The sequence below is a fragment of the Pseudomonas sp. TWR2-1-1 genome (assembly GCF_049897045.1).
Taxonomy (GTDB): domain Bacteria; phylum Pseudomonadota; class Gammaproteobacteria; order Pseudomonadales; family Pseudomonadaceae; genus Aquipseudomonas; species Aquipseudomonas versuta.
In genome coordinates, this window is sequence record NZ_JAFCVM010000002.1 from 433,903 (window position 1) to 456,600 (window position 22,698).

19 protein-coding genes are annotated in these 22,698 nt (G+C 59.5%); 10 read left to right on the top strand and 9 right to left on the bottom strand.

Going from position 1 to position 22,698, the window contains the following annotated elements:
• Positions 1-35: 35 nt before the first annotated feature.
• From ACP7BO_RS06935 to ACP7BO_RS06950, 4 genes are all read left to right on the top strand, one after another.
• On the top strand, positions 36-2,627 hold the full coding sequence (locus ACP7BO_RS06935; protein WP_060694761.1) for a glycosyltransferase: 2,592 nt from the start codon (positions 36-38) through the stop codon (positions 2,625-2,627).
• Between the two features lie 109 nt (positions 2,628-2,736).
• Positions 2,737-3,888, top strand: a complete 1,152-nt coding sequence (gene dapE / locus ACP7BO_RS06940; RefSeq protein ID WP_397454617.1) for a succinyl-diaminopimelate desuccinylase — start codon at positions 2,737-2,739, stop codon at positions 3,886-3,888.
• Positions 3,888-4,697 carry a putative RNA methyltransferase gene (locus tag ACP7BO_RS06945; RefSeq protein ID WP_426209277.1) on the top strand — a complete coding sequence of 270 codons (810 nt, stop codon included), beginning with the start codon at positions 3,888-3,890 and terminating at the stop codon, positions 4,695-4,697. The genes dapE and ACP7BO_RS06945 overlap by 1 nt, the downstream gene beginning before the upstream one ends.
• 80 nt (positions 4,698-4,777) lie before the next feature.
• The gene (locus ACP7BO_RS06950) at positions 4,778-5,158 is read left to right on the top strand and encodes a hypothetical protein (protein ID WP_426209279.1); all 381 of its coding nucleotides are present in this window, start codon (positions 4,778-4,780) and stop codon (positions 5,156-5,158) included.
• A 91-nt stretch (positions 5,159-5,249) separates the two neighbouring features.
• On the opposite strand, the gene ACP7BO_RS06955 is transcribed toward ACP7BO_RS06950, so the two are convergent.
• A complete protein-coding gene (locus tag ACP7BO_RS06955; protein WP_397454620.1) occupies positions 5,250-5,459 on the bottom strand; it encodes a cold shock domain-containing protein in 210 nt (69 codons plus the stop codon).
• Between the two features lie 239 nt (positions 5,460-5,698).
• Between ACP7BO_RS06955 and plsB the strand changes: the two genes are divergently transcribed.
• Both plsB and ACP7BO_RS06965 read left to right on the top strand, forming a co-directional pair.
• Positions 5,699-8,209 (top strand): glycerol-3-phosphate 1-O-acyltransferase PlsB, encoded by a 2,511-nt coding sequence (plsB, locus tag ACP7BO_RS06960; protein ID WP_426209282.1) that lies wholly within the window; start codon positions 5,699-5,701, stop codon positions 8,207-8,209.
• 98 nt (positions 8,210-8,307) lie between these two features.
• On the top strand, positions 8,308-8,709 hold the full coding sequence (locus ACP7BO_RS06965; protein WP_397454623.1) for a YbaY family lipoprotein: 402 nt from the start codon (positions 8,308-8,310) through the stop codon (positions 8,707-8,709).
• Positions 8,710-8,847: 138 nt separating this feature from the next.
• Here the strand turns inward: ACP7BO_RS06965 and ACP7BO_RS06970 are convergent, their stop codons facing one another.
• Positions 8,848-11,913 carry an efflux RND transporter permease subunit gene (locus ACP7BO_RS06970; protein WP_426209285.1) on the bottom strand — a complete coding sequence of 1,022 codons (3,066 nt, stop codon included), beginning with the start codon at positions 11,911-11,913 and terminating at the stop codon, positions 8,848-8,850.
• Positions 11,914-11,918: 5 nt separating this feature from the next.
• Positions 11,919-13,019, bottom strand: coding sequence for an efflux RND transporter periplasmic adaptor subunit (locus tag ACP7BO_RS06975; RefSeq protein WP_060694776.1), 1,101 nt, complete (start codon positions 13,017-13,019; stop codon positions 11,919-11,921).
• Between the two features lie 90 nt (positions 13,020-13,109).
• Here ACP7BO_RS06975 and ACP7BO_RS06980 point away from each other — a divergent pair, with 90 nt between their 5' ends.
• A complete protein-coding gene (locus ACP7BO_RS06980) occupies positions 13,110-13,748 on the top strand; it encodes a TetR/AcrR family transcriptional regulator (RefSeq protein ID WP_060694779.1) in 639 nt (212 codons plus the stop codon).
• A gap of 91 nt (positions 13,749-13,839) precedes the next feature.
• Here ACP7BO_RS06980 and ACP7BO_RS06985 read toward each other — a convergent pair whose 3' ends face one another.
• Positions 13,840-14,622 (bottom strand): class I SAM-dependent methyltransferase, encoded by a 783-nt coding sequence (locus ACP7BO_RS06985; RefSeq protein WP_426209288.1) that lies wholly within the window; start codon positions 14,620-14,622, stop codon positions 13,840-13,842.
• Between the two features lie 93 nt (positions 14,623-14,715).
• On the opposite strand from ACP7BO_RS06985, the gene ACP7BO_RS06990 reads away from it, so the two are divergent.
• On the top strand, positions 14,716-15,336 hold the full coding sequence (locus ACP7BO_RS06990) for an energy transducer TonB (protein WP_426209290.1): 621 nt from the start codon (positions 14,716-14,718) through the stop codon (positions 15,334-15,336).
• Here ACP7BO_RS06990 and ACP7BO_RS06995 read toward each other — a convergent pair.
• The 5 genes from ACP7BO_RS06995 to ppc form a co-directional block, all read right to left on the bottom strand.
• Positions 15,333-16,196: a DUF72 domain-containing protein gene (locus tag ACP7BO_RS06995; RefSeq protein ID WP_397454628.1), complete on the bottom strand. Its 864-nt coding sequence runs from the start codon at positions 16,194-16,196 to the stop codon at positions 15,333-15,335. The two genes, ACP7BO_RS06990 and ACP7BO_RS06995, sit on opposite strands and share 4 nt — an antisense overlap.
• Positions 16,197-16,200: 4 nt before the next feature.
• Positions 16,201-16,497 carry a hypothetical protein gene (locus ACP7BO_RS07000; RefSeq protein ID WP_060694788.1) on the bottom strand — a complete coding sequence of 99 codons (297 nt, stop codon included), beginning with the start codon at positions 16,495-16,497 and terminating at the stop codon, positions 16,201-16,203.
• Between the two features lie 235 nt (positions 16,498-16,732).
• Positions 16,733-17,410 carry a tRNA (adenosine(37)-N6)-threonylcarbamoyltransferase complex dimerization subunit type 1 TsaB gene (tsaB, locus tag ACP7BO_RS07005; RefSeq protein WP_397454630.1) on the bottom strand — a complete coding sequence of 226 codons (678 nt, stop codon included), beginning with the start codon at positions 17,408-17,410 and terminating at the stop codon, positions 16,733-16,735.
• Between the two features lie 95 nt (positions 17,411-17,505).
• Complete coding sequence (gene adk, locus ACP7BO_RS07010; RefSeq protein WP_060694792.1) at positions 17,506-18,153, bottom strand: adenylate kinase; 648 nt, start codon at positions 18,151-18,153, stop codon at positions 17,506-17,508.
• Positions 18,154-18,439: 286 nt separating this feature from the next.
• Complete coding sequence (gene ppc / locus ACP7BO_RS07015; protein WP_426209293.1) at positions 18,440-21,070, bottom strand: phosphoenolpyruvate carboxylase; 2,631 nt, start codon at positions 21,068-21,070, stop codon at positions 18,440-18,442.
• Between the two features lie 270 nt (positions 21,071-21,340).
• Between ppc and ACP7BO_RS07020 the strand changes: the two genes are divergently transcribed.
• Both ACP7BO_RS07020 and ACP7BO_RS07025 read left to right on the top strand, forming a co-directional pair.
• A complete protein-coding gene (locus tag ACP7BO_RS07020; RefSeq protein ID WP_060694797.1) occupies positions 21,341-21,754 on the top strand; it encodes a DUF4398 domain-containing protein in 414 nt (137 codons plus the stop codon).
• A 66-nt stretch (positions 21,755-21,820) separates the two neighbouring features.
• Positions 21,821-22,600 carry an OmpA family protein gene (locus ACP7BO_RS07025; protein WP_060694799.1) on the top strand — a complete coding sequence of 260 codons (780 nt, stop codon included), beginning with the start codon at positions 21,821-21,823 and terminating at the stop codon, positions 22,598-22,600.
• Positions 22,601-22,698: the final 98 nt, after the last annotated feature.

Genomic DNA, 22,698 nt, shown 5'->3' on the forward strand with positions numbered 1-22,698 from the left:
TCTTCGTTCCACTCCTTTTGGAACCCGAAAAAGTTATGTCATCGCGTAAATTTGGACTCAACCTGGTGGTGGTGCTGGCCATCGCCGCTCTGTTCACCGGCTTCTGGGCGCTGATCAATCGCCCGGTCTCTGCGCCCAACTGGCCCGAGCAAATCTCCGGTTTTTCGTACTCGCCGTTCCAGCAAGGCCAGTACCCGCAGAAAGACCAGTACCCGACCGACGATGAAATGCGTCGCGATCTGGAGATCATGAGCAAGCTGACCGACAACATCCGGACTTACTCGGTTGACGGCACCCTGGGCGATATTCCCAAGCTGGCGGAAGAATTCGGTTTGCGGGTCACCATCGGGATCTGGATCAGCCCGGACCTTGAGCGCAATGAGCGCGAAATCCAGAAAGCCATCGAACTGGCCAATAATTCGCGCAGCGTAGTGCGGGTTGTGGTGGGTAACGAAGCCCTGTTCCGTGAAGAGATCACCCCGGAAGACTTGATCGTGTTGCTGGACCGGGTGCGGGCTGCCGTCAAGGTTCCGGTCACCACCTCCGAGCAATGGCACATCTGGGAGAAATACCCGCAGCTGGCCAAGCACGTCGACCTGATCGCTGCGCACATTTTGCCGTACTGGGAATTCATCCCCGTGGACAAAGCCGGCCAGTTCGTACTGGACCGTGCCCGCGACCTGAAAAAAATGTTCCCGAAAAAACCGCTGCTGCTTTCGGAGGTTGGCTGGCCGAGCAACGGCCGCATGCGCGGTGGCGCCGATGCCACCCCGGCAGACCAGGCCATTTACCTGCGCACACTGGTAAATACCCTGAACCGTCGCGGCTACAACTACTTTGTGATCGAAGCCTTCGACCAACCGTGGAAAGCCAGCGATGAAGGTTCGGTAGGGGCGTACTGGGGCGTGTACAACGCTGCGCGCCAGCAAAAATTCAACTTTGAAGGCCCGGTCGTCGCCATCCCGCAGTGGCGGGTACTGGCCATTGGTTCAGTGGTCATGGGCTTGCTGTCGCTGGCGTTGTTGCTGATCGACGGGTCCGCCCTGCGTCAGCGCGGCCGCACCTTCCTGACCTTCACCGCGTTTCTGTGCGGGTCAGTGCTGGTGTGGATCGGTTACGACTACAGCCAGCAATACAGCACCTGGTTCAGTCTGACCGTGGGCATCCTGCTCGGGCTCGGTGCATTCGGGGTGTTTATCGTCCTTCTGACCGAAGCCCATGAACTGGCTGAGGCCGTATGGATTCGCAAGCGGCGGCGCGAGTTTCTGCCGGTTGAAAACGAAGACGCCTACCGGCCAAAAGTTTCGATTCATGTGCCGTGCTACAACGAGCCGCCGGAGATGGTCAAACAGACCCTCGATGCGCTGGCGAACCTGGACTACCCGGACTTCGAAGTGTTGATTATCGACAACAACACCAAGGACCCGGCGGTCTGGGAGCCGGTACGCGACTACTGTGCAACCCTTGGCCCGCGCTTCAAGTTCTTCCACGTTGCCCCGCTGGCCGGCTTCAAGGGTGGCGCGCTGAACTACCTGATCCCGCACACCGCGCCGGATGCCGAAGTGATTGCCGTGATCGACTCCGATTACTGTGTTGATCGCAACTGGCTCAAACACATGGTGCCGCACTTTGCCGATCCGAAAATCGCCATCGTGCAATCGCCCCAGGACTACCGCGACCAGAACGAAAGCACCTTCAAAAAGCTCTGCTACTCGGAGTACAAGGGCTTTTTCCATATCGGCATGGTCACCCGCAATGACCGCGACGCGATCATTCAGCATGGCACCATGACCATGACCCGGCGTTCCGTGCTCGAAGAGCTTGGCTGGGCAGACTGGTGTATCTGTGAAGATGCTGAATTGGGTCTGCGCGTGTTCGAAAAAGGGTATTCCGCAGCCTATTCCCACAATAGCTACGGCAAAGGGCTGATGCCCGACACCTTTATCGACTTCAAGAAGCAGCGATTCCGCTGGGCCTACGGTGCGATTCAGATTATCAAGCGTCACGCCTCCAGCCTGTTGCGCGGCAAAGATACGCAATTGACCCGTGGCCAGCGCTATCACTTCCTCGCGGGCTGGTTGCCGTGGGTGGCCGACGGCATGAACATCTTCTTCACCGTGGGCGCCCTGCTGTGGTCGGCGGCGATGATCATTGTGCCGACGCGGGTTGACCCGCCGCTGCTGATTTTCGCTATCCCGCCATTGGCACTGTTTGTGTTCAAGGTGGGCAAGATCATCTTCCTGTACCGCCGTGCCGTGGGGGTCAACCTCAAGGACGCCTTTGCCGCGGCCCTCGCAGGCCTGGCCCTGTCCCACACCATCGCCAAAGCGGTCCTGTACGGATTTTTCACCACCAGCATTCCGTTCTTCCGCACGCCGAAAAACGCCGACAACCACGGGTTCTGGGTCGCCATCTCGGAAGCCCGGGAAGAGGTGTTCATCATGCTGCTGCTCTGGGGCGCTGCTCTGGGGATTTTCCTGGTCCAGGGCCTGCCGAGTAACGACATGCGCTTCTGGGTGGTCATGCTGCTGGTGCAATCGCTGCCGTATCTGGCGGCGCTGGTCATGGCCTTCTTGTCTTCTCTGCCAAAACCGGTTGAAGCGCCAGAAGAGCAGCCAGCGGCATAAATTCACCGCAACCACTAAACGGCGGCCTCTGGTCGCCGTTTTGCTTTAAGATATCCGCCCTTTTGTGCCTTGCCCGCCTCTATACGCGCCCAGCCTCGGAGTTCACACCATGACGGCCCACGCCGACCTTTCGCCGACCCTGCAACTTGCCTGCGATTTGATCCGTCGCCCTTCCGTGACCCCGATCGACGCCGATTGCCAGAAGCTGATGATGCAGCGCCTGGGCGATGCCGGCTTCAAGCTCGAACCCATGCGCATCGAAGACGTAGACAATTTCTGGGCCACCCACGGTAACCACGAAGGCCCGGTGCTGTGCTTCGCCGGCCATACCGACGTGGTCCCCACCGGCCCGGTACAAGCCTGGCAAAACGACCCGTTCGACGCGCTGATCGATGAACACGGCATGCTCTGCGGCCGTGGCGCCGCTGATATGAAAGGCAGCCTGGCAGCCATGCTGGTCGCCGCCGAACGCTTCGTCGCCGACTACCCGGACCACAAGGGTTCGGTCGCGTTCCTGATCACCAGTGACGAAGAAGGCCCGGCCCATCACGGCACCAAAGCCGTGATCGAGCGCTTCAGGGAGCGTAATGAACGTCTGGACTGGTGCATCGTCGGCGAACCGTCGAGCACCACCCTGGTCGGCGATGTGGTTAAAAACGGCCGTCGCGGTTCGCTGGGCGCCAAGCTCACCGTTCGCGGGGTGCAAGGTCATGTGGCCTACCCGCATCTGGCCAAAAACCCGATTCACCTGGCCGTTCCCGCACTGACCGAACTGGCCGCCGAACATTGGGATAATGGCAACGCCTTCTTCCCGCCGACCAGCTTCCAGATCTCCAACCTGAACTCCGGCACCGGTGCGACCAACGTTATCCCCGGCGACCTGGTTGCGGTGTTCAACTTCCGGTTCTCCACCGAGTCCACGGTTGAAGGCCTGCAACAGCGGGTTGCTGACATCCTCGACAAACACGACCTGGACTGGCACGTCGAGTGGGCCCTGTCCGGCCTGCCGTTCCTGACCGAGCCGGGCGCGCTGCTGGACGCAGTGTCGTCAAGCATCAAGCAGGTCACCGGCCGCGAGACCAAAGCCTCCACCAGCGGCGGCACCTCGGACGGGCGCTTTATCGCGACCCTGGGTACGCAAGTGGTTGAACTGGGCCCGGTCAACGCGACCATTCACCAGGTCAACGAGCGGGTTCTGGCCAGCGATCTCGACGTGCTGACCGAAATCTACTACCAGACCCTGATCAAGTTGCTCGCCTGATGCTTGCCTGCCCTATCTGCTCGCAGCCGCTCAACGCGGTCGACAATGGCGTGGCCTGCCCGGCGGGCCATCGTTTTGACCGCGCCCGCCAGGGTTACCTTAACCTGCTGCCCGTACAGCACAAAAACAGCCGCGACCCGGGTGACAACCAGGCCATGGTTGAAGCCCGTCGTGACTTCCTCAACGCAGGTCATTACGCGCCCGTGGCCAAACGTCTGGCCGAACTGGCCGCCGAGCGGGCGCCACAGCGCTGGCTCGACATCGGTTGCGGCGAGGGTTACTACACCGCGCAAATCGCCGAGGCCCTGCCCGACGCTGATGGCTACGCGCTGGACATCTCCCGCGAAGCCGTCAAGCGTGCCTGCAAACGCAACCCGCAACTGACCTGGTTGATCGCCAGCATGGCCCGGGTGCCATTGGCCGACGCCAGCTGCCAGTTTCTGGCCAGCGTGTTCAGCCCGCTGGACTGGCTCGAAGCCAGGCGCCTGCTCAGCCCGGGCGGCGGCTTGATGCGCGTAGGACCAACCCGCGGGCACCTGATGGAGTTGCGTGAGCGGCTGTACGACGAAGTACGCGACTATGCCGACGACAAGCACCTGGCGCTGGTACCTGAAGGCATGCAGTTGCAACACAGTGAAACCCTGGAGTTCGTGCTCAGTTTGAGTGAACCCCGGGACCGCGCCAACTTGCTGGCCATGACCCCCCATGGCTGGCGTGCCAGTGCCGAGCGTCGGGCCCAGGTCATCGAGCACCCCGAGCCTTTAGTGGTCACGGTGTCGATGCGCTACGATTACTTCGTTCTTCAATAACCCACTTTACGGCCAGGGGCACACGCCCCTGGCCCGACTAATCCGCGAATGGATTTTTCAGATACGCAGTGAGGACATCCATGCGCCAGCCCGATATTGAGATTTACCTGAAAGAGACAAAGTCCGGTCATTCACTCGTCAGAAACTGGCTTGCTGAAGTGTTCGGAAGCTGCACCGAGTGGGAAAAGAAGGGACAGGTCTGGAAATGCACCGCAGGTGACGTGCCTGTGACCTGGGTGCCGAATGCTGTCGGCAACTGGAACAGCCTGTACCTCGAGAGCGATCAAACGCCCTGGGACGACGACATTGCCTGCGCCCAGGCTGCTTTCAAAGCGCTGAACGTGGAAGTGCGTTGCGCACCGGGTACGTGGGAAGAAGAACAGGGTGAAGCTGACGCTGATCGCTGGATTCGTATCAGCGAAGACGGTCAGGAAGAAATCACTTGGAAAACCGGGGCCTGATAGAGCGAAAGCGCTGAATCCATGTGGGAGCTGGCTTGCATCGCAGGCAAGCCAGCTCCCACAGGTTCTTCATCAGCCAGCGGGCCTGTTGTTACAACCCCACGACATCCTCAGCCTGCAAGCCCTTGTCACCCTTGATCTGGGTGTATTCGACCTGTTGTCCCTCTGCCAGGGAGCGATGACCTTCGCCGCGAATGGCACGGTAATGCACGAACACATCGGCGCCATCAGCGCACTGAATAAAACCGTAGCCTTTGGCGTCGTTGAACCATTTCACACTGCCTGTTACGCGCGTACTCATGAATCCTTCCCCCTTTTATTATTGATCGGGCTCTACAATCAGCCCTTTGAGATCTTTCGCTCGAACTTAGCTTTTGCAGACTGGGTCTTACGCAGCATGGCGAAAGATCCCCGAGTATAAGTCAGCAAAAAAAACACTCAATCAATATTAGTTCGCTGCTTTTTTGCCGATTTTCCAGAGATACGGCACACTACCGGCACGAGTAAACACTCGTTTAAATCCACTAACGCAGAAGCCGTATGACCCGCTCCCCATTCCGTCGTCTTGTATTTGGCGCGCTGCGTCGCTTGCTGTACCTGTGGGTGCGGTCGGAGACGATCAATCAGTCGTCTTTATCACTGAATCTGGATCGCAGCCGGCCGGTGTTCTACGTCCTGCAATCGCCCTCACTGAGCGAATTGGCAGTTATCGACGCCGAATGCACCAAGGCCGGCCTGCCACGGCCGGTGCTACCGGTTGCCGTGGGCGAAATGATTGAGCCCGAAGCATTCTTTTACCTGACCCCCGAGCCCGACTGGCTGGGACGTCAGGACAAGCGTGGGGCCCCGCCTGCACTGACCCGTCTGGTAGACGCCTTGACCCTGAACCCGGCCGAAGATGCGCAAATCATCCCGGTCAGCGTGTTCTGGGGCCAGTCACCCGACAGCGAGTCCAGCCCCTGGAAATTGCTGTTTGCCGACAGTTGGGCGGTCACCGGGCGCCTGCGCCGCATGCTGCGCATTCTTATTTTGGGCCGAAAAACCCGCGTGCAGTTTTCCGCACCGATTCACCTGCGCGAGCTGATTGACCTCAACAAAGGCCACGAGCGCACAGTGCGCATGGCTCAACGCATTTTGCGGGTGCACTTTCGCAACCTCAAAACCGCCACCATCGGCCCCGACCTGTCTCACCGGCGTAATCTGGTGAAAGGCCTGGTCAAGGAACCGTCTGTACGCCAGGCGATCCTGGATGAAGCCGAGCGCGAGAATATCTCCCCGGAAAAAGCCAAAGCCCAGGCACTGCGCTACGCCAACGAAATCGCTTCGGATTACACCTACACGGCGATCCGCTTTTTTGAAGTGATATTGAGCTGGTTCTGGAACAAGATTTACGACGGGGTCAAGATCCACGACCTCGAGGGCGTGCAGAACGTCGCTCAGGGTCATGAAATCGTCTACGTGCCCTGCCACCGTAGCCATATCGACTACCTGCTGCTGTCCTACCTGCTGTTTCGCAACGGTCTGACCCCGCCGCATATCGCCGCCGGGATCAATCTGAATATGCCGTTGATGGGCCGCCTGCTGCGCCGTGGCGGGGCATTTTTCATGCGCCGCACGTTCAAGGGCAACCCGCTGTACACCTCGGTGTTCAACGAGTACATGCACACCCTGTTCACCAAAGGCTTCCCGGTCGAGTATTTCGTCGAAGGCGGTCGCTCGCGCACCGGGCGCATGCTGCAACCAAAAACCGGAATGCTGGCCATCACCGTACGCAGTTTCTTGCGTTCATCGCGTATGCCGATCGTCTTTGTACCGGTGTATATCGGTTACGAACGTGTGCTCGAAGGCCGGACCTACCTCGGCGAACTGCGCGGGGCGAGCAAGAAAAAAGAGTCCATTTTCGACATCTTCAAAGTGATCGGCGCCCTCAAGAAACAAAAATTCGGCCAGGTGGCGGTCAATTTCGGCGAACCGATCAAACTTGCCGAGTTTCTGGACGTTGAACAGCCAGGTTGGCGTCAGCAGGAACTTGCCCCGCTGTACCGGCCTGAGTGGTTGCACGCGACCACTAATCGCCTGGGAGAGAAAGTCGCCCGGCACCTGAACGAAGCCGCGGCCATCAACCCGGTCAACCTGGTGGCACTGGTGCTCCTGTCCACCAGCAAACTGGCGCTGGATGACCGGGCAATGGCCCGCGTGCTGGACCTGTACCTGGCCCTGCTGCGCCGGGTGCCCTACTCATCGCACACCACCTTGCCCGAGGGGGACGGTCGGGCGCTGATCGAACACGTAAAAAGCATGGACCTGCTCTCCGAGCAGAGCGATGCGCTGGGCAAGGTGCTGTATCTGGATGAGCAAAACGCCGTCCTGATGACCTACTACCGCAACAACGTGCTGCACATTTTTGCGTTGCCGGCATTACTGGCCAGCTTCTTCCAAAGCGCCTCGCGCATGACCCGCGAGCAAATCCTGCGTTACACCCACGCCCTGTATCCGTACCTGCAGTCGGAGCTGTTTATTCGCTGGTCCGAGGATGAGCTGGAGGGAGTGGTGGACCAATGGCTTGAAGCCTTTGTCGAACAGGGTTTGCTGCGCTTTGAAAACGATGTGTACCTGCGCCCTGCCCCGAGTTCACGGCATTTTGTATTGCTGACGCTGCTGTCCAGGAGCATTGCGCAAACCCTGCAGCGCTTCTATATGGCCATCTCGCTGCTGCTTAACAGCGGCCAGAACACCTTGAGCGCCGAAGAGCTGGAAGACCTGTGCACCATGATGGCCCAGCGCCTGTCGATCCTGCACGGGCTCAATGCCCCGGAGTTCTTCGACAAGAGCCTGTTCCGCCACTTTATCCAGACGCTGCTCGAAGAAGACGTATTGCGCCGCGACGCCAACGGCAAGCTGAGCTATCACGAACTGCTCGGCGAACTGGCCGAAGGTGCTGCCAAACGTGTATTGCCCGCCGAGATTCGCCTGTCGATCCGTCAGGTGGCCTTGCATCGTGCCGAAGATGCCGCGGATGACACGCCGCTGTCTTTGGAAAAACCCTCTTAATAAGTAAACCTGCCTGTCAGATGCACAAGGCGTCTGGCAGGCAGGTGACTTGATTCACTCAACGCCTTGCGTTGAAGCCTGCCCAATGGAGTCTTCCCATGAAAAAAATCCTTGTTCTCAGCCTGACCGCCCTGCTCGGAGCCTGCAGTTCGATGACACCTGCCCCGCAAGCCTCTCTCGATGGTGAAGTGTTTTACCTGCAACGTATCGCCCTGCCGCCTGGCGCTACCCTTGAAGTGAGCCTGCAAGATGTATCGCTGGCCGACGCCCCGGCAGTCACGCTGGCCAGGCAAAGCGGCCCGATCCAAGGCCAGGTTCCGCTGCCTTTTCACCTGAGCTATGACCCGGCCGAAGTCAAACCGGGCCACACCTACGCCGTCAGCGCGCGGATCGAAGACAAGGGCCAATTGCTGTTCATCAACACTGAACGCAACAGCGTTGACCTGAATGCCAAGACCCAGCAACCCATCCGCCTGCGGGTCGATCAGGTTCAACAATAAACACCGCATGATCCTGTGGGGCTGGAGTTGCCTGCATCGCTGGCAAGCCAGCTCCCACATCAACAATGCCCACCCACTGTGGGAGCTGGCTTGCCAGCGATAGATTCACGCCAGCAATGCCCCCACCTCAGGCCAGGGTCAGGCTTTCTTCACCTTGAACCACGCCGCATACAGTGCAGGCAGGAACAGCAGGGTCAGTGCTGTCGCCACAATCAGTCCACCCATGATCGCTACCGCCATAGGCCCGAAGAACACGCTGCGTGACAGCGGAATCATCGCCAGCACCGCCGCAAGGGCGGTCAGTACGATCGGGCGGAAACGGCGTACCGTGGCTTCGATAATCGCTTGCCATGGGTCCAGCCCCGCGGCCTTGTCCTGCTCGATCTGGTCCACCAGAATCAGCGAGTTGCGCATGATCATCCCGGACAGCGCAATGGTGCCAAGCATCGCCACAAAGCCGAAGGGCTTGCCGAACACCAGCAAGAACAAGGTCACCCCGATCAACCCCAGAGGCGCGGTCAAAAACACCATCACCATGCGCGAAAAACTGCGCAGCTGCACCATCAGCAAGGTCAGTACCACCACGATAAACAGCGGAAATCCGGCCTTTACCGAGTCCTGCCCGCGGGCCGAGTCTTCGACCGTGCCACCCACCTCCAGCAAATAGCCGTCAGGAAGTTCTGCACGCACATCTTGCAGTGTCGGAAGAATCTGCTGCACCAGCGTCGCTGGTTGCTCCTTGCCATAAATATCGGCGCGTACCGTCACGGTCGGCAGACGGTTACGGTGCCAGATAATGCCTTCTTCAAAGCCATATTCCAGGGTCGCTATTTGCGACAAGGCGACGCTCTGGCCATTGTCGGTGGGCACGGCCAGGCTCGGCAGCTGCGACAACTCGGTACGCTCATGGGGTGTGCCGCGCAACAGGATTTCGATCAACTCGTTGTCTTCGCGGTACTGGCTGACAGATGAGCCGAGCAAGGTGCTTTGCAGGAAGTGCGACAAGTTCGCCGTGCTCACGCCCAGGGCCCGCGCCCGGTCCTGATCGACATTGAGGTACACCACTTTGCTCGGCTCCTCCCAGTCCAGGTGAACGTTGGCCACATGAGGGTTTTCCCGAACCTTGGCCGCAACCTTGCGTGCCAGCGCCCGCACTTCCTCTATGTGCTCGCCCGTTACCCGCAGCTGCACCGGGTAACCCACAGGTGGACCCGTTTCAAGGCGGGTAACCCGTGAGCGAACCCCCGGAAACTGCTGATTCAGGGTCTCGATCAACCAGGTACGCAGGGTTTCACGATCCTCAATGGTCTTGGCCAATACCACGAACTGGGCAAAGCTGGCCGCTGGCAGTTGCTGATCAAGTGGCAAGTAAAAACGCGGAGAACCGGTGCCCGCGTAAGCCACATAGTTGGCTATCCCGGGGTGATCCTTGAGCAGGCTTTCGAGGTGTTTTACCTGCTCGGTGGTGTTGCTCAACGACGCGCCTTCGGCCAGTTTCATATCGACCATCAGCTCCAGACGGCTAGAGGCCGGGAAGAACTGCTGCGGCACAAACTTGAACAGCACCACCGAGCCCAGAAACAACAGCACAGTCAGAGTAATGACGGTCTTGCGCCGACGTACGCACCACTCCACCAGCCGACGAATGCGCTGATAAAAAGGGGTGGCGTAAGGGTCCGGAACTCCGGCGCCGGTGCCGTGCTTTTGGGCATGAATCTTCGCCAGGTCCGGTAACAGCAATGCCCCCAGATACGGCACAAATATCACCGCCGCAATCCACGACGCCAGCAGCGCAATGGTCACGACCTGGAAGATGGAACGGGTGTACTCCCCGGTGCTCGACTGCGCCATGGCAATCGGCAGAAAGCCTGCTGCAGTAATCAGTGTGCCGGTCAACATCGGGAACGCCGTGCTGGTCCAGGCAAAACTCGCCGCCTTGAGCCGGTCGTAACCCTGCTCCATCTTGATCGCCATCATTTCCACGGCAATGATCGCGTCGTCCACCAGCAAGCCCAGCGCCAGCACCAGTGCCCCCAGCGAGATCTTGTGCAGGCCGATACCGAAGTAATGCATGGCGGCGAATGTCATCGCCAGCACCAGCGGGATCGTCAGTGCCACCACCATGCCGGTGCGCACGCCGAGCGAGAAGAAACTCACCAGCAACACGATCGCCAGGGCCTCCACCAGCACCTGGACGAATTCGCCGACGCTGGATTTCACCGCAGCCGGCTGATCCGAGACCTTGCTCAGTTGCATTCCCGCCGGGAGGTTTCGCTGGATCCTTTCAAACTCGGCCTCCAGCGCCTTGCCCAGCACCAGGATGTCGCCGCCGTCTTTCATCGCCACGGCCAGGCCAATGGCATCCTGCCCCATAAAACGCATGCGTGGTGCCGGTGGGTCATTAAAGCCACGGTGCACATCGGCGACATCACTGATCCGCAACGTGCGCTCCCCCACCCGAATCGGGAACCGCTCGATCTCTTCCACGGTTTTGAAATTACCGCTCACGCGCAATTGCACACGCTCGGTCGGGGTCTCGAAGAAGCCTGCGGCAGAGACTGCGTTTTGCTCCTGCAGAGCCTGTTGCACAGCCGCCAACGGCAGGCCCAGGGTGGCGAGCTTGAGGTTGGAGAGTTCGATCCAGATCTTCTCGTCCTGCAGGCCAAGCAACTCGACCTTGCCCACATCCTTTACCCGTTGCAGCTGGATCTGGATGCGATCGGCGTAATCCTTAAGCACCGCATAGTCGTAACCTTCGCCACTGAGGCTGTAGATATTGCCGAAAGTGGTGCCGAACTCATCGTTGAAAAACGGTCCCTGGATATCCGGTGGCAAGGTGTAGCGGATGTCGCTGATTTTTTTCCGGACCTGATACCACAGCTCCGGAATCTGCGCCGAGTGCAGCGAGTCACGGGCCATAAAGGTCACTTGCGACTCACCCGGGCGGGAGAACGACACAATGCGCTCGTACTCGCCGGTTTCCATCAGTTTCTTTTCGATGCGCTCGGTCACCTGGCGCGAGACTTCCTCGGCACTGGCGCCCGGCCATAATGTGCGGATCACCATGGCCTTGAAGGTGAATGGCGGATCTTCGCTTTGCCCTAACTTGGTGTAGGAAAGACCACCGACGATGGCGAGTAACAGCATCAGAAACAGAACGATTTGACGATTACGCAACGCCCAGGCGGAAAGGTTGAAACCCATCGGGATTACTCCTTGCCTGCAACGTTGATCGTTCGGTTTGAGCGGTCAACCGGACGCACTTGCTGCCCTGGATGCAACACGTGCACCCCGGCCGACACGATCCAATCGTCAGCCGAGAGCCCCTCAAGCACCGGCACGCTTTTCTCGCCGTATGGCCCCACCTGCACGGGCACCTGCTCCAGCTTGTTGCCCTGGCCGACACGCCAGACATAGGTCGCACCATTTTCGGCGCTCAATGCCGACAGCGGCACCGACAACGGGCTCACACCTTCGCTTTGAATGAAGACCCGGGCACTTTGCCCCAGCTCGGCCGGCACCTTGCCTGCGGTGAAGGCGATACGGGCAGCAAAGGTCCGCGACTTGGGGTCGGCCGAAGGTGACAGTTCGCGAATACGGCCGCTGAAGCGCTGATCGGGCTGCGACCACAGCTCCACCGCCACCGGCATGCCAATCTTGAATCGAGCGAAGGCTTGCTCCGGCAAGCTGATCAGCACTTCACGCTCGCCGTCGGCTGCCAGGGTAAATACCGTCTGGCCGGCGGCCACCACTTGACCGACTTCAACCTGGCGCCGGGCGATCACCCCGTCCTGAGGCGCACGCAACACCGCGTAGCTGGCCTGATTGCTGGCCACATCCTGCTCGGCCTTGAGCTGCTGGAGCCGGGCTTCACCAGAGCGATAAAGGTTCTCGGCATTATCGAACTGCGACCGGCTGACCATCTGCCGGTCGAGCAGGGTTTTGTAGCGATCACGCTCCGCACGCACCAGATTCAGATTGGCCTGCCCTGCGGCAACCTGGGCGCGGGTCGCCTCCAGTTGTAGACGCACATCTTGCGGGTCCAGCTCAGCCAGCGGCTGGTTGGCCTTGACCCGCTCGCCTTCCTCGACCAGGCGCCTGGTGACTTTGCCGCCGATACGAAACGCCAATTGCGGGTCAAACCGGGCCCGGACTTCACCCGGATAACTTTGGTTGGCCAGCGCAGAAGGCTGTGGCTGCACCACCATTGCCGGGCTGATGCTGATTTGAGCGGGCTCTTCATGCCCGCACGCGGATAACACAAACACCAGACACACAGGCACAGCGCGGGGCAATACATGGCGCAACATGGAGATGACCTTTCGCTAATAGGGCTTGGAATATTTATACTGGGCGGCATGTTATTAATACCAAACTCACCAGTCCAGTAATAAACGAGAATGTCCGACAATCCTTTACCCCCCAATGCACCCGGGCGCCCCAAGGACATGGCAAAACGCCAGTTGATCCTTGACGCGGCGAAGACCCTGTTTCTGAACCATGGCTATGCCAGCACCAGCATGGACGCGGTCGCAGGCCTGGCCGGGGTGTCAAAACTGACTGTGTACAGCCACTTCACCGACAAGGAGACACTCTTCTCCTCGGCGATCATGGCCAAGTGCACGGAACAGTTGCCGGAATTGTTTTTTGAATTGCCTGGTGGTGCGCCGATCGACGCGGTGCTGTTAAACATTGCCCGAGGTTTTCATGCGCTGATAAACAGCCAGGAGTCACTCAACCTGCATCGACTGATGATGACCCAGGGCAGCCAGGACCCCCAGTTGTCGCAGATTTTCTTTGAGGCGGGCCCAGAGCGACTGGTGCAGGAGATGGAGCGGCTGCTGGAAAAAATCCACCGCACCGGCGAGTTGCAGATTGATCAGCCGCACTATGCGGCCGAGCACTTCTTTTGCATGCTCAAGGGCTCACCCAACTTTCGCCTGCTGTACGGCTGCGGCGAGCCGCTGGACGATGCCGGCGCCGAGGCTCACGTACAGGAAGTGGTGAGTGTATTTATGCGGGCGTATCGTCCGCTCTGAACACACTGTCCCTGTAAGAACGAGCTTGTTCGCGATCTTTTGCTCTTGAAAGCTCGCGAGCAAGCTCACTCCTACAGGGGGAATATCGGGCTCAGGGCTTCAACGCTTTCTTCGGATAAATATCGTAACGGCTCGATTTGCCGTCCAGCGCATGGCTCGGTTTGGGCCCGGCAATGCACGGCGCCTTGCGTGGACGCTTGACCACCACACGGTGACTGGCCAGCGCCAAAGCCGCTTCAAGCAAGGCCGGCGCATCATTGTCATCGCCCACTAATGGCCGAAACAGGCGCATTTCCTTCTTCACCAGGGCTGTTTTCTCACGATGCGGGAACATCGGATCGAGGTAGATGACTTGCGGCGGCTCGCCTTCCCAGTTGCGCATGACCTCAATCGAGTTGCCCTTGAGCAAGTGCATGCGCGACACGATCGGCGCCACTTCAAAGTCGTCCATGCCGCGGGCCAGACCATCTTCAAGTAACGCTCCGATCAGCGGCTGACGTTCGATCAGACTCATTTCGCAGCCCAGGCTCGCCAGCACGAACGCGTCCTTGCCTAACCCCGCCGTGGCGTCCAGCACCCGGGGGCGCACGCCCTGCTGCACACCGACCGCCTTGGCAATCATCTGCCCCGTGCCACCGCCAAACAAACGCCGGTGGGCAGCGCCCCCCTCTACAAAGTCGACCCGCACCGGGCCCGGAGCATCCGGCCCCAGTTGCTGCAACTGCAACCCCTGCGCACCGACTTGCAAGGCGAACTCAGCCTGGGGCTCGGCCAGAGGCAGACCCAGACGTTCAGCCCATTGCCCGGCCAGGGCCTGATAGGCCTCGCCCAACGCTTCGACTTTGATACGACAGCCTGCTGCTTGCTCACTCATCTAAAAACACGCTCAAAAATTTAATGATCGGCAAAGGCTGCCGATAAATGAAATATCCGGCATTTTGCCAGAGCCGGGCGTCGACCGAGAGCTATGTCAGACATTCATTCCACATCCATCGGCTTTATCGCCCCGATTGGCGACTTTGGCCGGCACAATTCGCAGATCACAGGTAGCGTCAACCATCTGTGGAAGGACTTTTACGCCCAGGCATTGGCAGAACAGTGCGCGACGCAAGAGTATCCCGCGATTGATGCAGCCCCGGTGGCCGTGGATGAACAGGCAGAGCCCCATGGTGGCAGCGACCTGCTGGGCACTATCGTGACCCAGCGACATTGCGAAGTGCAGGATACCGAGCTGCAGCCCCCTGAGGCGTTGTTTTTACCGATTGCCGAGTTCGACCCGGATTTGCTGCCACCGCCTGCCACACCGTTTGCCGCAGAAGAAGTGAGTGCGCAGCAGCATCAACAGGACTTCGAAACCACATGGGTACGGCCGGTCGTTATGGCTTTCGGCCATCCGCTGCCTGATCCGGGCCCGGCGCCTGAACCCAAGCCATTGCGCTTGCCGATCGCCGAGTTCGAGCTGGACCTGCTCGACAAACCTGCCGAGCCTTACGAGCCTTTGACCCTGATCGAGCAACAACGGGCCATGGACTTCGACCTGAGCTGGGCCAGGCCGGTGGTCCTCAACAACTTGCGCCTGGCGGCCTAGAGCAGCCCCAACTGCTCTGTCGCCTGGGGTTGGTGCAACTGCGGCAATGCGGGCAGCCCCGGTAACCTTTCGCTCAACTGCTGATGAAATCGCCGCGCCAGTTCCGGTGCGCGGTGATTGTCCGGCGTATGAAGAAATACATAAGGCGTGCGCCCTTCCTCGATCCACCCCGCGACCTTTTCAATCCAGGGCACTAGATACGGGTCGTTGGCTTCCAGCTCTGGGCGACCGATAAAACGCACTTGCGGGAATGGGGTGAACGCAGCCGGACGAGGCGGCACTCTGGGCTTTTTCGCCTGGGCGTGAAGCACCGCCGGATCGGTGGAAGTGCAACTGAACAGCGCCCGCGGATCCAGGCAAATACGTTCAACCCCGCGATCCATCAGCAAGCGATTGAGCAAACGTTCGCTATCCCCTTTGGCGAAGAACTCGGGGTGTCGCACTTCAACTGCTAACGGTCGCTCCAGGGCGTCCATGAAGCTCACCAGCTCTGCCAGACGCGCAGGCCCGAAGCTGGCCGGGAGTTGTAGCCAAAGTGGCGCCACGCGCGCACCCAGAGGTCGCAACAGCTGCAGGAAATCTTCGGCGGCGTGGTTTTGTTCGCGCAGATCACCGCCGTGGCTGATATCCCGGGGGAACTTGGCGGTAAAGCGAAAGTGTTCAGGCAGGCTTTGTGCCCAACGCTCGACGGTGGTTGGCGCGGGGCGGGCATAGAAGGTGGTATTGCCTTCGACAGCGTTGAAGACTTGAGCGTACAGGCTTAAAAAATCCGCTGGCCGGGCATTCTGCGGGTACAGCCCTTCGCGCCAGGCGCTTTCGCTCCAGGACGGGCAACCCAGGTAATAAGGAAGGTCAGTCATGGGGTCAAATGTACAGGTCCAGCACCTGCTCTTCTATTTCCCAGTCGATGAAGCCTGCGGTGGTCAGATAACTGGCCAGAGCGCTGGCTGCGTTTTTGCTCATCGAGCGCTGGAAGATCATGTCTTGCGAGCGAACCAGTGACTGGCTGATGCGCTCACCGCGGGGTTGAGTGCGAGCAGCCTGGGGGACGTTTTCGAATGAGGCTTCGCTGTCGTCCACCGACTCATCCACCAGCGCCTGGCCTTTACGCGGCTTGCGCTTGATCGGATAGGACTGAGAGGAAAAGCCGTCTATGCGCATGGCTGCTTGCTCGGTGGCGGTAGAGGCAATTTAGCGGCGTTGGGTCAAGTAAGCAAATTCCCGCCGCCCGGCCTGTAAACCGCGTTTGCCGGATCGCTGGCAAGCCAGCACCTACAGAAGTGGTGCTGTAATGCCTCCATTCCCTGTGGGAGCCGGCTTGCCGGCGATGGCATTAACCCGCTGAACCGCTGGCAAGCCAGCGTCTACAGAGAATGAGCTGTGCTGCCTGTCTCGATCAACGCTCTGCTTTGGGTGTGGCTACCTTGTCGCGCAGGTACACCGGCTGCGCCAGATCAGCGGCGATCGCCTCACCACGCGCCCAGGCAAATCGGGCCAGGGTCAGCAAGTCTTCGGCATGGGGCAACATGCCCGCATCCATGGCATAGGGCTTGACGTTCAAACGCTCGGCGTAACCCCAGCCGGTGCCCGCGCCAAACCAGTCACCGCCGGCACCGGCCGGTAAGCCGGCGACTTCGGGCGGCAGTACGGCTTCGGCACCCTCGAGGCGCATTTCACCCGCCTGTTCGCGGTAGCAACCCCAATACACTTCGTCCATGCGTGCATCAATGGCCGACACCACCTGGGTAGCGCCATGCTCGCGATAGGCTCGCTGGGCCAATACGGCCAGGTTGGAGATCGGCAAGACCGGACGCTCCAGGGCAAAGGCCAGGCCTTGCACCACACCAATGGCGATCCGCACCCCGGTAAAGGCTCCCGGCCCGCGCCCGAAGGCAATGGCTTCGACGGCTGACAGTTCAACCCCGGCCTCGGCCAGCAGGTCTTTGATCATCGGCAACAACTTTTGCGCATGCAGGCGCGGGATCACCTCGTAGTGGCTCGTGACCTTGCCATCATGCAGCAAGGCAACAGAGCAAGCTTCAGTCGCGGTATCCAGGGCCAGCAAGGTGCTCATCGGTGTTCCCGTCAGAATTCAGAATTGAAAAAAAGTGCAGCAGTATAAACAACAACAGCCCGCAAGCGGGCTGTTGTATCAGAGCAATACGACGATCAGCTCAGTGCTTCAAGTACCTTGCCGGTAATGGCTTCAACCGAGCCAACGCCTTCAATGTGGCTGTACTTAGGCTTGCCCTGGGTGGCGGCCAGGTTCTGGTAGAAATCTACCAGCGGTTTGGTTTGCGAATGGTAAACCGACAGGCGATGACGAACTGTTTCTTCAGTGTCGTCCTTGCGCTGGATCAGCTCTTCGCCGGTTACGTCATCCTTGCCTTCAACCTTTGGCGGGTTGTAGATGGTGTGGTAAACGCGCCCCGAGGCTTCGTGAACACGACGACCGGCAATGCGCTGAACGATTTCTTCGTCGTCTACCGCGATTTCAATCACGTGATCCAGCTCGACACCATTTTTGACCAGTGCTTCGGCCTGGGGAATGGTGCGCGGGAAACCGTCGAACAGGAAACCGTTCTTGCAGTCTTGCTGGCTGATGCGCTCTTTAACCAGATTGATGATCAAGTCATCAGACACCAGGCCACCGCTGTCCATCACGCTTTTAGCGATCAGGCCCAGTTCGGTGCCAGCCTTTACAGCTGCACGCAACATGTCGCCGGTGGAGATTTGCGGGATGCCGAATTTTTCAGTGATGAACTTTGCCTGAGTACCTTTACCGGCCCCGGGAGCTCCCAGCAGAATTACGCGCATTGATATGCTCCTCAAATTTTTATTTAAATGACAACAGACTCGCCTCTTTGGGCCAGTCTCAAAATCGGGTTATGGCCGTCAAAACGGCCAAGGGCTGATCAAGATACACAGCAGGCCGGGCCCACACAAGCAGGCCAAAGTAGGAATAATCTCTAGCAAACGCGCACTTGCGGCCAGGTGTCGCAGGTCGCAACCCCACAATAAAGTGTCGCGCCCGGCCGGGGATCCGCATCAAGTCTGCAGCATCCCTGAACGTATGGGCACGACAACCCGTCCTGCTTTTCCCTTAGCCGGTGTTACGCAAGCCCGCAGCGATCCCGGCCACAGTTACCAGCAACGCTTGTTCCAGAGGGCTGTCCTGGGCCGCTTGCTGGCGCCTGGAACGGGCCAGAAGCTCTGCCTGCAATAGATGCAGCGGATCAAGGTAAGTGTTGCGCAAACGGATGAACTCCAGAGTATCCGGGCTGTGGGCCATCAGTTGCGACTGACCGGTCAAACCCAGTACCACCGCGCACGCCTGCGACAATAAGTCGCGCAGGTGCGCACCCAAAGGAAGCAGTTGCGGGGCGACCAGACGCTCGTCATAGAGCCGAGCGATGTCAGCATCGGCCTTGGCCAGAACCATTTCCAGCATGTCGATGCGGGTCCGAAAGAACGGCCACTGCTCGCGCATTTGTGCCAGCTGCTCGCCCTCCCCCCGCTCCAGCGCCCGGCTCAGTGCAGTTTCCCAACCGAGCCACGCCGGCAACATCAGGCGGGTCTGGGTCCAGCCAAAAATCCACGGAATGGCGCGCAGGCTTTCAATCCCCCCTGCCCGGCGCTTGGCCGGACGACTGCCCAGCGGCAAACGCCCCAACTCCTGCTCGGGGGTGGACTGGCGGAAGTATTCGACAAACTGCGGGTTGTCCCGCACCACCTCGCGGTAAGCCTTGACCCCATCGGCAGCCAGCTCGTCCATCAGCACCCGCCAGCCCGGCTCGGGCAACGGCGGGGGCAGTAAAGTAGCTTCCAGCACTGCCGCCAGATAGAGGTTGAGATTCTGCTCGGCAATGTCCGGCAAACCGAACTTGAAGCGAATCATTTCGCCCTGTTCGGTGGTGCGGAATCGCCCGGCAACAGAACCCGGCGGCTGCGACAGAATCGCCGCATGCGCAGGGCCGCCACCACGGCCCACGGTGCCGCCGCGGCCATGGAACAACAACAGTTCGACATCTTGCTCGCGGCAGATATTGACCAGTTTCTCCTGGGCCCGATATTGCGCCCAGGCCGCTGCCGTAGTGCCGGCATCCTTGGCCGAATCTGAATAACCGATCATCACTTCCTGCGGGCCATGCAGGCGTGCGCGATATCCCGGCAACAGCAGCAGCCGCTCGATCACCGGCCCTGCATTGTCCAGATCGGCCAGGGTTTCGAACAACGGCACCACGCGCATCGCACGCTCGAGCCCCGCTTCTTTAAGCAGCAGCTGCACCGCCAGCACGTCTGAAGCAGCCCCCGCCATCGAGATGACATAAGAACCCAGGGATGCCGCGGGAGCGGCGGCCACTTCGCGACAGGTCGCCAGCACTTCGGCGGTATCGGCACCCGGTTTGAAGTAACCCGGCAGCAACGGTCGGCGGTTGGCCAGTTCGCGGATCAGAAAGGTAAGACGCGCATCTTCGTCCCAGTCTTCGTAACGGCCCAGCCCCAGATAGTCGGTAATTTCAGTCATGGCCGAGGCGTGGCGGGCTGCATCCTGACGCACATCGAGACGCACCAGAAACAAGCCAAAAGTCACCGCACGACGCAGGCAATCAAGTAGCGGCCCGTCTGCAATGCCCCCCATGCCGCAGGCATGCAGCGACTGGTAGCACAGCTGCAACGGCGCCAGCAGATCACGGTTGTCCTGCAATACCCCGTCCGGTGCGGGCTGGGCACTGCTCAAGGCGTTATGCGCCCAGCTGCGGGTCGCCCGCAGGCGCTCACGCAGTTGTTTAAGGACCGCGCGGTACGGCTCGGCACTTTCTCCCGCGACCGCCAACAGCTCTGCAGTGGCTTGCTGCATCGACAGATCGGCTGCCAGTTTGTCGATATCGCGCAGGTACAGATCGGCCGCCATCCAGCGCGCCAGCAACAGCACTTCGCGAGTCACACTGGCGGTGACGTTGGGGTTGCCGTCACGGTCGCCGCCCATCCAGGAAGCAAAGCGGATCGGCGCGGCTTCCAAAGGTAAATGCAGGCCCGTCGCTGCGTGCAGGGCCTGATCGGCCTTGCGCAGCATGTGCGGTACGGCCTGCCATAAAGAATGCTCAATGACCGCAAATCCCCACTTGGCCTCATCCACCGGGGTGGGCCGGGTACGGCGGATTTCTTCGGTGTGCCAGGCCTCGGCTATCAACCGTTGCAGACGCTGTTCGATCTGGGCCTTTTCGGCCCGGGTCAGGTCGCGATGGTCCTGGGCGGCGAGTTGTTCGGCAATGGCATCGTACTTCTGGATCAAGGTACGGCGCGTGACTTCAGTCGGGTGAGCGGTGAGCACCAGTTCGATGTCGAGGCGGCCAATCTGCCGCGCCAGGGTTTCGGGGTCATGCCCTTCTTCCAGCAGACGGGTCAGCAAGGTGGGCAATACCAGTGACTCAAAAGGTTGCGGCCGGCCTTCTTCGCGCCGGTGAATCAACTGGTATTGCTCGGCGATGTTAGCCAGGTTCAAAAACTGGTTGAACGCCCGCGCCACCGGCAGTACTTCATCGTCGCCCAAGGCATCCAGAATCGCTTTCAGCTCCTCGCCCGTGGTACCGCGCCGGTCATCCTTGGCCCCCTGGCGAATACGCTCGATCTTGGCGAGAAACGCTTCGCCGTACTGGTCACGAATCGTATTACCCAACAGCTCACCCAGCAGGTGAACATCATCGCGCAAGCGTGCATCAATATCGGTCATCAGCAATTTCTCCAGCAGATTGCGGGGGGCCAGCTCATGCCCAAGAGTGCGTCGCGAGGGCTGCTTTTGACAAGTCATCCAGCGCCAAAGCCTGAAAATCTGCCTGACCGAACGGTCAAAAAAAAATAGGCAATTTGCCACCTTTTAATTTGAACTATTCAAAAAACGCTCGGGTCACAGCCATTAACCATCGCCGTTAATACCTGTGTTTAAGTACTCCGGGTGATACCACAGCAGTGATGGAACTTGATGTTTCCAAGGAGCTTCCCAATGGAGTTGAAGACCATGATGACCCGCACTGTCAAAACCACCTCACCACGCCTGCGCGGGCTAAAACTGGCTGCGCTGGCAATCGGTACCAGCTTCGTTCTGGCCGGTTGCGCTGGCAATCCACCGTCGGAGCAGTACGCCGTTACTCAATCGGCAGTGAATAACGCCGTAAGCGCTGGTGGCACTGAATATGCGCCGGTTGAAATGAAGTCTGCACAAGACAAACTCAAGCAAGCCGAGATTGCCATGCACGACAAAAAATATGACGAGGCCCGTCGCCTGTCCGAACAAGCGGAATGGGACGCTCGCGTAGCAGAGCGCAAAGCCCAGGCAGCTAAAGCCGAGAAGGCCGTTCAGGATGCTCAGAAAGCGGTTCAGGAACTGCGTCAGGAAGGCATGCGTAGCGTTAAGTAAACGCTGCCCCTTAATTGCCTGCCCCTGTGATGCGGCACTCCTACTCGATAGAAAGGACTAACTATTATGCGTAACCAAGTATTGATCCCTGCCCTGTTGGCACTCAGCGTCGGCCTGGCAGCATGCTCGCACCAGCCAAACGTGAACCTGGAAAATGCCCAGACCAATTTCTCGGCCCTGCAATCCAACCCGGAAGCCACCAAGGTAGCCGCGCTGGAAACCAAGGACGCCAGTGAGTGGCTGGACAAGGCTCAAAAGGCCTATATGGACAAGGAAGACGAGTCCAAGGTTGACCAGCTTGCTTACCTGACCAACCAGCGCGTTGAAGTCGCCAAGCAAACCATTGCGCTGCGCACGGCTGAGAACCAGCTGAAAAACTCCGCAGCGGCCCGCGCCCAGGCACTGCTGGAGGCCCGTGACGCTCAGATCAAGCAACTGCAAAGCATGAATGCCAAGCAAACCGAACGCGGCACCCTGGTGACCTTCGGTGACGTGCTGTTCGATTTCGACAAGGCGACACTGAAGCCAAACAGCCGCGACAGCATCACCACACTGTCCAACTACCTGATCAAAAACCCTGACCGCAAGGTGATTGTTGAAGGCTATACCGACAGCAAAGGTTCGGCTTCTTACAACCAGAACCTGTCTGAACGTCGCGCCAACGCGGTCAAAATGGCGCTGGTACGTGCCGGCGTTGATCCTTCGCGCATCGTGACCCAGGGCTATGGCAAGGAATATCCGGTAGCTGACAACAACAGCAACTCGGGCCGTGCCCAGAACCGTCGCGTAGAAGTGACCATCTCCAACGACAACCAGCCGGTAGCGCCGCGTTCGTCGATGCAGTAAGTCTGTAAGCGCACAATAAAAAGCCCCTCCTGAGGAATCAGGCGGGGCTTTTTTGTGAGCGCTTGCGTGCGGCAATTAACAGCTCGCGAGCAAGCTCG